General features: G+C 60.7%; 14 protein-coding genes. 11 read left to right on the forward strand and 3 right to left on the reverse strand.

Annotated features, from left to right (window positions below):
* Positions 1-44: 44 nt before the first annotated feature.
* The 3 genes from ACYYKW_RS20165 to ACYYKW_RS20175 form a co-directional block, all read right to left on the reverse strand.
* Positions 45-269, reverse strand: coding sequence for a type II toxin-antitoxin system RelE/ParE family toxin (locus tag ACYYKW_RS20165; protein WP_464990961.1), 225 nt, complete (start codon positions 267-269; stop codon positions 45-47).
* A complete protein-coding gene (relB, locus tag ACYYKW_RS20170; protein WP_093101253.1) occupies positions 250-444 on the reverse strand; it encodes a type II toxin-antitoxin system RelB family antitoxin in 195 nt (64 codons plus the stop codon). Before relB ends, ACYYKW_RS20165 begins: the two co-directional genes overlap by 20 nt.
* 253 nt (positions 445-697) lie before the next feature.
* Complete coding sequence (locus ACYYKW_RS20175; RefSeq protein ID WP_336355673.1) at positions 698-1642, reverse strand: SphA family protein; 945 nt, start codon at positions 1640-1642, stop codon at positions 698-700.
* A 210-nt stretch (positions 1643-1852) separates the two neighbouring features.
* Here ACYYKW_RS20175 and ACYYKW_RS20180 point away from each other — a divergent pair, with 210 nt between their 5' ends.
* The 11 genes from ACYYKW_RS20180 to ACYYKW_RS20230 all read left to right on the forward strand — a co-directional run bounded on the left by ACYYKW_RS20180 (position 1853) and on the right by ACYYKW_RS20230 (position 11805).
* Entirely contained in the window at positions 1853-2950 is a 1098-nt protein-coding gene (locus tag ACYYKW_RS20180; protein WP_093101256.1) for an AraC family transcriptional regulator, read from the forward strand.
* 189 nt (positions 2951-3139) lie between these two features.
* A complete protein-coding gene (locus ACYYKW_RS20185; protein ID WP_093101258.1) occupies positions 3140-4027 on the forward strand; it encodes a Dyp-type peroxidase in 888 nt (295 codons plus the stop codon).
* A 216-nt stretch (positions 4028-4243) separates the two neighbouring features.
* A complete protein-coding gene (locus tag ACYYKW_RS20190; RefSeq protein ID WP_090283790.1) occupies positions 4244-4996 on the forward strand; it encodes a GntR family transcriptional regulator in 753 nt (250 codons plus the stop codon).
* Positions 4993-6723 carry a fumarate reductase/succinate dehydrogenase flavoprotein subunit gene (locus tag ACYYKW_RS20195; protein ID WP_464990956.1) on the forward strand — a complete coding sequence of 577 codons (1731 nt, stop codon included), beginning with the start codon at positions 4993-4995 and terminating at the stop codon, positions 6721-6723. Before ACYYKW_RS20190 ends, ACYYKW_RS20195 begins: the two co-directional genes overlap by 4 nt.
* A gap of 28 nt (positions 6724-6751) precedes the next feature.
* Complete coding sequence (locus tag ACYYKW_RS20200; protein ID WP_003225615.1) at positions 6752-6997, forward strand: 4Fe-4S dicluster domain-containing protein; 246 nt, start codon at positions 6752-6754, stop codon at positions 6995-6997.
* Between the two features lie 237 nt (positions 6998-7234).
* Positions 7235-8638 carry an ABC transporter substrate-binding protein gene (locus tag ACYYKW_RS20205; protein WP_336355676.1) on the forward strand — a complete coding sequence of 468 codons (1404 nt, stop codon included), beginning with the start codon at positions 7235-7237 and terminating at the stop codon, positions 8636-8638.
* Between the two features lie 134 nt (positions 8639-8772).
* Positions 8773-9555: an ABC transporter permease gene (locus ACYYKW_RS20210; RefSeq protein ID WP_336355677.1), complete on the forward strand. Its 783-nt coding sequence runs from the start codon at positions 8773-8775 to the stop codon at positions 9553-9555.
* The gene (locus ACYYKW_RS20215) at positions 9555-10403 is read left to right on the forward strand and encodes an ABC transporter ATP-binding protein (protein ID WP_464990957.1); all 849 of its coding nucleotides are present in this window, start codon (positions 9555-9557) and stop codon (positions 10401-10403) included. Before ACYYKW_RS20210 ends, ACYYKW_RS20215 begins: the two co-directional genes overlap by 1 nt.
* The gene (locus ACYYKW_RS20220) at positions 10400-11362 is read left to right on the forward strand and encodes a HEAT repeat domain-containing protein (protein ID WP_093101268.1); all 963 of its coding nucleotides are present in this window, start codon (positions 10400-10402) and stop codon (positions 11360-11362) included. Before ACYYKW_RS20215 ends, ACYYKW_RS20220 begins: the two co-directional genes overlap by 4 nt.
* The gene (locus ACYYKW_RS20225; protein ID WP_464990958.1) at positions 11359-11637 is read left to right on the forward strand and encodes a DUF971 domain-containing protein; all 279 of its coding nucleotides are present in this window, start codon (positions 11359-11361) and stop codon (positions 11635-11637) included. The genes ACYYKW_RS20220 and ACYYKW_RS20225 overlap by 4 nt, the downstream gene beginning before the upstream one ends.
* Before the next feature lie 6 nt (positions 11638-11643).
* The gene (locus ACYYKW_RS20230) at positions 11644-11805 is read left to right on the forward strand and encodes a hypothetical protein (RefSeq protein WP_157720848.1); all 162 of its coding nucleotides are present in this window, start codon (positions 11644-11646) and stop codon (positions 11803-11805) included.
* The last annotated feature ends 112 nt before the right edge of the window (positions 11806-11917 follow it).

Genomic DNA, 11917 nt, shown 5'->3' on the forward strand with positions numbered 1-11917 from the left:
TTGTTGTCGGGTGTGAACCAGCGTCAGGATTCTGATGCGGCCGTTTACCCGATAGACCAGCAGATAGCTTGAATTGACCACCATTTCCCGGGTACCTGCACTCGACCGGATCTGTAGCCATAGGGTATTGATGAAAGCCTTTGCGTTGCTGCACCCACCTTGTGTTGCAGAGCAACTGAAGCGTTGGAATTGTGTTGTTCAACGTAATCGATAATGTCAGCCAGATCGTCCAGAGCTTGATCGCTCCATTCAAGCGGCAGCGCGTCGATTCTTGCGTTTCTCTTCTAATAATTGGTCGAGCCGCACCATGGCTTCCTCGTGGGGGATGCCCGGGCGAGGATCATCCAGCGCAGTCTGCACCTTGGCACGAAACCAGCGATCGTAGCTCTCTGCCTCTTCTTCGGAATCGAACTCAGAATAAAACGGGGAAAGCAATAGGCTCATATGACCTCCGTGATCAATTTCAAGCAGTCTAAGGGGAATGGCTCATTGTCGTCACTGGCTGACGATGCACCCCATGAGCCCTTGATGAACCATGGGATAACGGAGCCCAGTATCTGCAAGCACCCCCTTTAAATCTGCCAGACGTTTCCTCCTGTCGTCGGGTAATCACGACCGCCGCTGTAGGCGTATTCCATCGATACGTTTTTCAGTTGTTCAGGCTACAAATTCGGGTGCGAATTTCCTACAAATTTACTCAAAAGGCATACGGAATACTGATCTTCGCCCACAACATTTCCCCCTCCGGCCGGTTTTCCACATCAAGCTCCCTGGCCCAGCGGATCTCGGCGCTGGCGTATTTGAGGAAGGTGAAATGCAGCGCCGGGCCGATGGCGAAGACCTGCCCACGTACGCCGTCATCGACGTCCTGCCCGGCGAACTGCACGGTATGGCCGAACTGTTTGTCGTCGGTGGTCTGTTTCAGGTAATAGCCGTTGATACCGAGCATCAGGTCGTCGGTCAGCTTGTAGCTGGCCGAATAATCGAAGTGGAAGATCTGTCCTGATTTGTAGTCGGTGTCCTTGTTCTTCTCGTTGAAGCTGTAGGTGGTCTTCATCGAGACTTCAGTCTTGTCGGTCGGCAGCCAGGTGAAGGAAAACAACGGTTTGTAGGTGTAGAAATTGTTGCTGGTGTTGGCCAGCCGATCGACGCTGTATTCGCCGGTGGGGACGGTGATTTCCAACGCAGCAGCGAGGGTCAGGTCCTTGCCCATGTCCCACAGGATGATCGGCGCGACGGTGGTATCGCCCATGCCTTCGCGGGTGTCACGCAGGCCGAACACCGAGACCTCCTGCTTCAGCCACGGCTGGGCGATGTACCCAGCCAGGCGCCCGCCGAACACCCGCACGGGGCTCAGATAGTCGAGGCGCGGAATCACCGCGGTCGATTCGATCTCGACATTCGGCACCTTGCCGCCCAGCGAGCTGATATTGAGCTTCCGTGACTTGTAATGGTTGTAGTAGAGGTTGAACGCGACCATGTGGTCGGGAAGGCTGTCGACGTCAGTCGGCAGCATGAAGAAACCATCGGTGCCGGGACCGATATTGTCGACGCCGGCCTCGGTCGCCAAGGCCGCTGCGTTAGCGCAGCCCAGCAAGCAAAGGGCCAGGCGCAGGGGGAATGTCGCGCGGTTCGGGTGCATGGCGGTCCTCATTATTATTGTGGTGGAGCGCAACGTCGGCACGTGGGGTGTCGGGTACGCTAGAAATAAGCGCTTGGCGCCCGGCACGGCAGGGTATTGGCGGACAATCAGGGGGACTTCTGCGGACACTCGGCCAACCCTGTGCTAACTTCGTTCGACATAACCGGTTACAAAAATAACAATCAAGCGTGATCCGGAATGTCAGCCGCCATGAACGTAAAAGTCCAAGACCCCACTTTTGAAATAGCGATGGTCTCGCCATTCCTGTTGCAGACTCTCGCCGACGTGGTGCAGATCAACGGTGTCGATCCGCAGAGCCTGTGTCGCGGGCTGGGTTTCAACCTCGAAGATCTGCAGGATCCGGCGCAGCGGATCTCCTATCGTCAGGCCGTGGCGATGATTCAACGTGCGCTCAAGGTGCTGCCCAATCAGGGCCTGGGGTTGTGGGTCGGTGCGCAGAATGTGTTGGGTACGCTGGGCTTGCTCGGCCATGTGCTGTCGCTGTGCAAGACCTTGCGCGATGCGTTCGCGCTTGGCATTCGCCATCAGCACACCTCGGGCGGGATTGTCGTATCGAGTGTCGATGTGGTGGGCGATCAGGTGTGGCTCGATGCCGAATGTCGCCTGCCATTTGCAGATGTGCAGGTGTTTGCGGTCGAGGAATTCTTCGCCAGTCTGCTGGTGTACGGGCGCGCGCTGGTGGGGGCTGAATTCAAGGCGGTCGCCGTGGAATTCGTGCATGCCGCACCGGACTATCGCAGCGAATATCAGCGCTTGCTCGGGCCGGACGTGCGCTTTGGTTGTCTGCACAATCGCATGCTGATCGACGTGCAATGGCTGGACGTGAACCTGCCCAATCATCATTCACTGGCGTTGCGGCAGGCCGTGGCGTTGCTGGAGCTGGAGGCGGCGCAGGTGCATCAGAAGCTCGATTTGATTCAGGCGGTGGAGCGGGCGATCGCTCGGGACTTGAGTCGTGGCAGCCATATCGAAAAGATTGCCGGCGACTTGAACATGAGCAGCCGCACCTTGCGCCGGCGCCTGACCGAGCACGGGCTGACGTTCGAGGCCTTGCTGGAGCAAGTGCGCCAGGCGCGCACATTGAGCCTGCTGGCGAATCCGCACATGCCGATCGAGCGCATCACCGAAGAAGTCGGCTACAGCGACGTGCGCAGTTTTCGCCGCGCCTTCAAACGCTGGACCGGACTGAGCCCGAGTGCCTGGCGCAACGAGGCCAACCCTCACCCCAGCCCTCTCCCAGAGGGAGAGGGAGCCGACCGAGGCGTCTTGAGTCATGCATCGACCTGAGAAACCGCGTCGATGATGGACTCACAGCAGGACGTTCAACTCGACGAAGCCCTCGGACATCCCCCAATCAGTTCCCTCTGCCTCTGGGAGAGGGCTGGGGTGAGGGTCCTCGGTGTTCTACACATTCACCAAACCCCCACAAATCCACCGCCCGCAGGTAAACTCCGCGCACTTTTTCAAGGAGTTCACATGAGTTACTACCAGCCGGGCATTCTCGCCACCCCAGTTCCTGCGCAAGCGCGTCACCTGTTCTTCGCCCTCGAGTCGGTGGAAGCGCTGCCGCAGGCGCTCGACAACCTGCTGAATCAGGTAGATGGCGCGTCGGCGGTGGTGGGTTTCGGTGAACCGCTGGTCAAGGTGCTCAACGTGCACATCGACGGTCTGCGCAGCTTCCCGGCATTGGCCGGCGTCGGTGTCGAAAACCCTGCCACCCAGCACGCGCTGTGGGTCTGGTTGCACGGCGTCGACCGTGGCGAATTGCTCAATCGCTCCAACGCCCTCGAAGCCGCACTCGCACCGGCCTTGCGCCTCGTCGATCGTCAGGAAGCCTTCCGCCACAAGGACGGCCACGACCTGACCGGCTACGAAGACGGCACGGAAAACCCGCACGATGACGCCGCCATCGCTGCCGCGCTGCTGAGCCAGGGCGCTGACGGCCACGTCGGTGCCAGTTTCGCCGCCATCCAGCAGTGGCAGCACGACCTCAAGGGCTTTCACCAACTGTCCGCCGAAGACAAAGACAACATCATGGGCCGGCGCCTGAGCGACAACGAAGAAATCGACGACGCGCCGGTTTCGGCCCACGTCAAACGCACCGCGCAGGAAAGCTTTGCCCCGGAAGCCTTCGTCGTGCGCCGCTCGATGCCGTGGATCGAAGGCGATCGCGCCGGTTTGATGTTCCTCGCGTTCGGCTTCTCGCTGGATGCCTTCGAAGCGCAACTGCGACGCATGAGCGGCCTGGAAGACGGCATCACCGACGGCTTGTACCGCATCAGCCGGCCAATCACCGGCGGCTACTACTGGTGCCCACCACTCCAGAACGGCCACCTCGACCTGCGCGCCTTGCGCATCGGCTGATCGCGTGCTGGACCGCGATTCCCTGTAGGAGTGAGCCTGCTCGCGATAGCGGTGTGTCAGACAACACATCAATGACTGAACCGCTATCGCGAACAGGCTCACTCCTACAAAAGCGACCGTGTGAAGCGTCTAAGGTTATGCCCATTCGGTATTTCCCACACTTGTCATAACAACCCTAAGATCACGCCATAACTCGTTATGACAAGTGATCCGAAGATGACCGATAACGTTCTCTCCCTCGGCAGCGTCCCGCTGCACACCCAGTTGCGCGACGTGCTGCGCGCGCGGATTCTCGACGGTGAATACCCGCAAGACAGCCAGATGCCCTCCGAAAGCGAACTCGGTGCGCTGTTCAAAGTCAGCCGCATCACCGTGCGCCAGGCGCTCGGCGATCTGCAAAAGGAAGGGCTGATCTTCAAGATCCATGGCAAGGGCACCTTCGTCGCCAAGCCGAAAACCTTCCAGAACGTCAGCAGCCTGCAAGGCCTCGCCGAGTCGATGACCGGCCGCGGTTACGAGGTGATCAACCGCCTGCGCAGTTTCAGATTCATTGCCGCAGACAAGCGTGTCGCCGAGCGTTTGCAGGTAGCGGAAGGCGAAATCGTCGCGCAGATCAAACGCGTGCGCCTGATCAACCGCGAGCCGATCTCGCTGGAAATCACCTACCTGCCCAAAGCGCTGGGCGAGCGTCTGGAGAAGGCTGATCTGGTCACCCGCGACATTTTCCTGATCCTCGAAAACGACTGCGGCATCGCCCTCGGCCACGCCGATCTGGCCATCGACGCGGTGCTCGCCGACAGCGACCTGACCCAGGCGCTCAACGTCGAGGCCGGTTCGCCGATCATGCGCATTGAGCGTCTGACCCACGATGCCCAAGGCCAGCCGCTGGACTTTGAACACCTTTACTACCGTGGCGATGCCTTCCAGTACCGCCTGCGCATCGATCGGCAAAAAGGGGAGCAGGCATGACCCGCAACGTGCTCGAGCAGGAATACGACATTGTCGTGATTGGCGGCGGTACGGCCGGGCCGATGGCGGCGATCAAGGCGAAAGAGCAGAACCGTGACTTGCGCGTTCTGCTGGTCGACAAGGCCAATGTCAAACGCAGTGGCGCGATCAGCATGGGCATGGACGGCCTGAACAACGCGATCATTCCGGGCCATTCGACGCCGGAGCAGTACACCAAGGAAATCACTATCGCCAACGACGGCATCGTCAATCAGGCAGCGGTTTACGCCTATGCAACGCACAGTTTCGAAACCCTCTCACAGCTCGACCGCTGGGGCGTGAAATTCGAGAAGGACGAAACCGGCGATTACGCGGTGAAAAAGGTCCACCACATGGGCGCCTACGTGCTGCCGATGCCGGAAGGGCACGACATCAAGAAAGTCCTGTATCGGCAGTTGAAGCGCGCGCGGGTGAGCATTACCAATCGCCTGGTCTGCACGCGTTTGCTGACCGACGAGGAGGGCGCCGTCAATGGCGTGATGGGCTTTGATTGTCGCACCGCCGATTTCCATGTGATCAAGGCCAAAGCGGTGATCCTCGCGTGCGGTGCGGCGGGGCGCCTCGGTCTGCCGTCGTCGGGCTACCTGATGGGCACGTATGAGAACCCGACCAATGCCGGCGACGGCTACGCGATGGCCTATCACGCCGGCGCCGAACTGGCCAACCTCGAGTGCTTCCAGATCAACCCGCTGATCAAGGATTACAACGGCCCGGCCTGCGCCTACGTCACCGGTCCCTTGGGCGGCTACACCGCCAACAACAAGGGCGAGCGCTTCATCGAGTGCGATTACTGGAGCGGGCAGATGATGTGGGAATTTCATCAGGAACTGGAGAGCGGCAATGGCCCCGTGTTCCTCAAACTCGATCACCTGGCCGAGGAAACCATCCAGAACATCGAGGAGATCCTGCACAGCAACGAGCGCCCGAGTCGCGGCCAGTTTCACGCCAATCGCGGCACCGACTACCGCACGCACATGGTCGAGATGCACATTTCCGAAATCGGCTTTTGCAGCGGCCACTCGGCGTCTGGCGTGTGGGTCAACGAACGCGCAGAAACCTCGGTGAAAGGCCTGTACTCGGCGGGTGATATGGCCGCCGTGCCGCACAACTACATGCTCGGTGCCTTCACTTACGGCTGGTTCGCCGGGCATAACGCGGCGGAGTTTGTCGCCGACCGCGAATTTACGGCGCTGGATGCCGAGCAGATCGCCAAGGAAAAAGCCCGGGTCTACGCCCCACTGGAACGCGAAGACGGCCTGCCGCCAGCGCAGGTCGAATACAAGCTGCGGCGATTCGTCAACGATTACCTGCAACCGCCGAAAGTAACGAAGAAAATGCAGATCGGCCTGCAACGCTTCAGCGACATCGCGCGCGATCTCGAGCAGATGAAAGCCAACAATGCTCACGAACTGATGCGCGCTATGGAAACCAGCGTGATTCGCGACTGCGCCGAAATGGCTGCTCGCGCCTCGTTGTTCCGCGCCGAAAGCCGCTGGGGCTTGTATCACTACCGCGTCGATCACCCGCGACGCGACGACAGCGAGTGGTTCTGCCATTGCCACCTGAAGAAGGGCGAGGACGGCCAGATGACCAGTTTCAAGAAAGCCGTCGAGCCTTACATCATCCCGCTCGATGCCGAAGAACTGCAGGCCTACGACCGCTTGCGCGTAGGCGCCTTCGCCGCTTGATGCACGACTAGACAAGAGAGCCCGAACCATGGCCTATCAAGCTCAGGAAATCTTCTTCCGCTCCAACGCTCCCGTCACCGTGGACGAGGACAAATGCATCGCCGAAAAGGGCTGCACCGTGTGTGTCGATGTGTGCCCGATGGACTTGCTGGCGATCAACCCGGCGACGCAAAAAGCCTACATGGCGTTCGATGAATGCTGGTACTGCATGCCGTGCGAGAAAGATTGCCCGACCGGGGCCGTCAAGGTCGACATCCCCTATCTCCTGCGTTGATCGGGCGGACGCCATCGCTGGCAAGCCAGCTCCCACAGGGATTTGTGGTCGAACAACGATTGTATAAACACCGAAGTAAACTGTGGGAGCTGGCTTGCCAGCGATGAGGCCAGCCGAGACAACCCAAAGCCATCCGGAAACGCCGGACGCTCGATTTACCGAAACCCCCTCGTTTCCCACCGCACCCTGATCGCGGCGGAGACGAACATCCAATAAACGATTCGAGGGGAAACACCCATGTTGCGTGCAGCAATTGCCGGTCTGCTACTGGCTTCGTTCACCGTGTCGGCTTCGGCCGAAACCATCCGCATCGCCATCGGCACCCAGGACACCACCATCAACTGCGCCGCTGGCGGTTTGTTGATTCGTGAGCTCGGTCTGCTTGACAAATACCTGCCCCACGACGGCGCCTACAAAGACGCCAGATACGACGTGCAGTGGAAGAACTTCACCAGCGGCGCACCGCTGACCAACGAGATGGTCGCCGGCAAACTCGACTTCGGCACCATGGCCGATTTCCCCGGTGCGTTCAACGGCGTGGCGTTTGAAACGGCGGGCAAACATAGCCTGTTCATCAGCGTGCTGTCGGGCAGCATCAAGGGCAGCGGCAACGGCATCGTCGTGCCAAGCGCGTCGACGGTACAGTCACTGGCGGAGCTCAAGGGCAAGACCATATCCGTGCCATTCGCCTCCACGGCCCACGGCATGTTGTTACGTGCGGTGGCGGCGCAGGGCTGGGATCCGCTCAAGGACGTCAACATCATCGCCCAGCCACCGGAAGTCGCTGGCTCGGCGTTGCAGGCTGGCAAGATCGACGCCCACGCCGATTTCGTGCCGTTCGCCGAACTGTTCCCCAGTCGCGGTTTCGCTCGCAAGATTTATGACGGTTCTCAAGCCAACGCGCCGACATTCCACGGTGCGCTGGTCGATCAGGCCTATGCGAAGAAATACCCGGAAATCGTTATCGCATATCTGCAGGCGAGTATCGAAGCCAATCGACTGCTCGCCGCAGAGCCTGAGAAATACAGCGAACTGATCGCCAAGGTCACCGGTGTCGATGCCGAGGTCGCCTACCTGTTCCACGGCCCGCTTGGCGTGCAGACCCGTGACCTGAGCTGGAAACCTGAATATCGCCAAGCGGTGGGTACCGCCATCGACACGCTGAAACTACTGAAGAAGGCCGATCGTGGGCTCGATCTCAACAGCTTCATCGACGACCAGTACATCCGCGCGGCGTTCAAGGCGTCGAATCTGGATTACACCGCGCAACTGGCCGATTACGCGCAAACGCCATTAACGGGGGTGGATGCCGCAACGGGCAAAGCGATCACCGACGTCAGCCACGTCGCGGAAATCTGGGTGCGCGGCGAAGACAAGGTGCGCCGTTATGCCTCGGCTGAATCGGCGTTCAGCGCGTTGGCCGCGTTGAAGCAGGAGGGCAAAAACATTCGTGCGGTGTATGCGCAGGCGAGCGACAGCGGGATCAAGTTGTTGGCCGAGCAGGCGTGGTTTGCCAGTGATGCGAAGGGGCGGTTGAGTGCGTTTCTGCTGAAAGGGCAGGCGCAGGCGTTTGCTTCGGTGCAGGGGGGCAAGGTGTTTGATTTCAGCGATGCCACGGCGCAAGTCGTTGCTGCTCGCTAACTTCGGAACACCGTTTCCCCTGTAGGAGTGAGCCTGCTCGCGATAGCGGTGGCACACCCAAAATATCATCGCCTGACACACCGCTATCGCGAGCAGGCTCACTCCTACAGGGATTTGTGTTGAGAGGAATTATTGTGTACCGATCCTGTTTACGCTGGGTTCCAAGAGCCGCCTCACTGTTGCTCTGCCTGCTGTTCTGGCAACTCGCTGCCAGCCACCACTGGAACCTCGGCCTGGTCACGTTCGCCAACGTGCCCACGCCATTGGCCGTGATCGAAGCCGCTTTGGGCCTCGGTGACTCCGGCAAACTCTGGCAGCACCTGACCGCCAGCCTCGGCCGCGTGTTTGCCGGTTACCTCGCCGCGCTGGTCATCGGCATCGCCCTGGGCCTGGCCATCGGCCGCTCGAAATGGGCCGAAGACGTGTTGCTGCCACCGCTGGAAGTCCTGCGCCCGATTCCCGCCGTGGCGTGGATACCGCTGGCAATCCTGATGTTTCCGTCCTCGGAACTGTCGATGGTCTTCATCACCTTCACCGGCGCACTGTTTCCGATTCTGCTCAACACCGTGCACGGCGTCGAGGGCGTCGACCCGCGGCTGGTCGCTTCAGCGAAAAGCCTCGGGGCAGGACGCCGGGCGATTCTGCTCGAAGTGATTCTGCCCGGCGCGGCACCGAGCATCATCACTGGCCTGGCCATCGGCATGGGCACGTCGTGGTTCTGTCTGGTCACGGCGGAAATGATCTCCGGCCAGTTCGGCATCGGCTACTACACGTGGGAGTCCTACACCATTCAGAACTACGCCGACATTGTCGTCGGCATGCTGCTGATCGGTGTGCTGGGCATGGGCAGCAGTGGGCTGATCAAACGTCTGGGCGGCGTGTTCACGCCTTGGCATCGACCGCGAGGAAAAGCCTGATGAGCGTAATGCAAACCCCGGAAGGGCGGATCGACATTCGCCGGTTGTCGATCGTGCTCGGCGAAGGTCGCGATGCTTTCGAAGCGGTGCAGGATCTCGATTGCCAGATCGAACCCGGCCAGTTCGTGTGCATTCTCGGCCCGTCCGGTTGCGGCAAATCGACGTTGCTCGGCGCTCTGGCCGGGCACTTGAAGGCCCGCACCGGCAGCCTGAGAGTCGACGGCGCGGCGGTGTCCGGGCCGTCGCCGCAGCGCGGCATGGTGTTCCAGCATCACACGCTGTTTCCATGGCGCACGGTGCGCGACAACGTTGCCTTCGGCTTGAAGATGCGGGGTATCGGCAAGGTCGAGCGGCATCGCGCGGCCGATGACATGCTCAAACTGGTAGGCCTCGACGGATTTGCCGAGCGCTGGCCCGATCAGCTGTCCGGCGGCATGCAGCAACGGGTGGAAATTGCTCGGGTGCTGGTCAATCGTCCACGGCTGTTGCTGATGGACGAGCCGTTCGGCGCGCTGGATGCGCTGACCCGCCTGAACATGCAGGAACTGCTGCTGGATATCTGGACGCGCATCCGTACCACCGTCGTGTTCGTCACCCACGACATCGACGAAGCGCTGTTTCTCGCCGACCGCTTGCTGGTGATGAGCGCACGCCCTGGGCGGATCATCGAAGACCTGCGTCTGGATTTCCCGCGTCCACGCACCAGCGAACTGGTCACCAGCGCTGAATTCGCGCGCCTCAAGCGTCATTGCCTCGACCTGCTGCGCCACGACACCGACCGACCGCTGCCGCGCCTCAACCCGCTCGGCTTGCCTCCTGAAAACCCTTTGCCGCGATTTGCCCTATGACCTCTATTTTTGCTGTGACCGATATCGATGAAATCCTTGCCCTGCAACCGCGCCTGACCGCTGATGACGCTGGTGTGCGGCGCATCGCCCTGATCGAGCTGGCGGATCTTGAAGAACCCGACGGCTTGCTCTGGCTGGTCGATCGACTTGGCCACGATCCTGCCGAAGAAGTGCGTGCCGAAGCAGCGCGATTGCTTGAGGCCTGGGAGGATGAGCCGGTCGTGCAGGCCTTGTGTGAGGCGCTGACCGATCCATCGCTGGCCGTGCAAGCGGCTGCCGCACAAAGCCTTAGTCTGCTCAAGTCTGAAGCGGCGGGGCGGGTGATTCTGCCGTGGACTGATCATGCCGACGTTAATGTGCGCATCGCTGCGTTTCGCGCTTTACGTGAGTTGCGTTTTGCCGACGCGGCACCCGCTGCCGTCGCCGCGCTGAACGATGCCGACGCCAATGTGCGCCGCGAAGCGGTCGGCGTGCTGGGTTGGCTCAAGCAACTCGACGCGTTGCCGGCGTTGGCGCGTTTGGCCAGCGATGATCCGGACACCGAAGTGCGCCGTGCGGCGACAGGTGCGCTGGGGTTGGCCTCTTGTGCCGAGGTGTTGCCAGCTCTGCGTCAGGCCTTGCGCGACATTGCGTGGCAGGTGCGCGAAGAAGCGGCGACGACGTTGGGCAAGGTCGGCCATGGCGACGCCGGCCCGGCGCTGGTCGAGGCGTTGAGCGATGACTATTGGCAAGTGCGTCTGCGCGCCACTCGCAGCCTGGGTCGTTTGCGTTTTGTGCCGGCGCTGGAGGCGTTGATCGATACGCTCGGTCATCGCATCAGCAACCTGCGCAAGGAGGCGGCGCTGGCCTTGGGTGAGCTGAATGATCGTGGCGCGGTGGCGGCTTTGCAGGCGGCGCAGGATGACGGCGATCCGGAAGTGCGCAAGGCGGTGCGCATTGCCTTGAGTCAGTTGCAATGAGTCCTTTGGCGGTGGTCAATTCGCAGAGCACGCGGACGTTGCGTCTGAGCTGGCCGGATGGGCGTGAGTCGGTGTTGGGGCATGCTCAACTACGGCGGCAGTGTCCGTGTTCGCAATGCCGTGCGTTTCGGCTGCGGGGGGTTACGCCGTTGATCGATGATCGGGTGCGTCTGATTGAGGTGAACGGTCAAGGGTATGGGGTGCAGTTGGTGTTCAGTGATGGGCATCAGCGGGGGATTTATCCCTGGGAGTATCTGGTGGGGCTGGGGGCCTGATATTCAATGGCGTACGCGGTTGAAACTGTGGGAGCCAGCCTGCTGGCGATGGCTTTTTTTCAGGCGCTGAGTTTTTTTGGTTTGGGTACATATCCTTTGCTTCGGGTGCTGCGGCTGGCGGTTTCGCCTGACGGCGACTTACTTTTTTACAAGCGCCTAAAAAAGTAAGCAAAAAACGCTAGCTCCTGCGTTCGGCCCTCGCAGGCTCGGGTCCCTTCGCTCCGGGATCGATCCGGGCGCAGCGGCTACGGTTTGCTTCGCTGCACCTCCTTCCGCTGTG

Source organism: Pseudomonas sp. 15C (genome assembly GCF_055484735.1).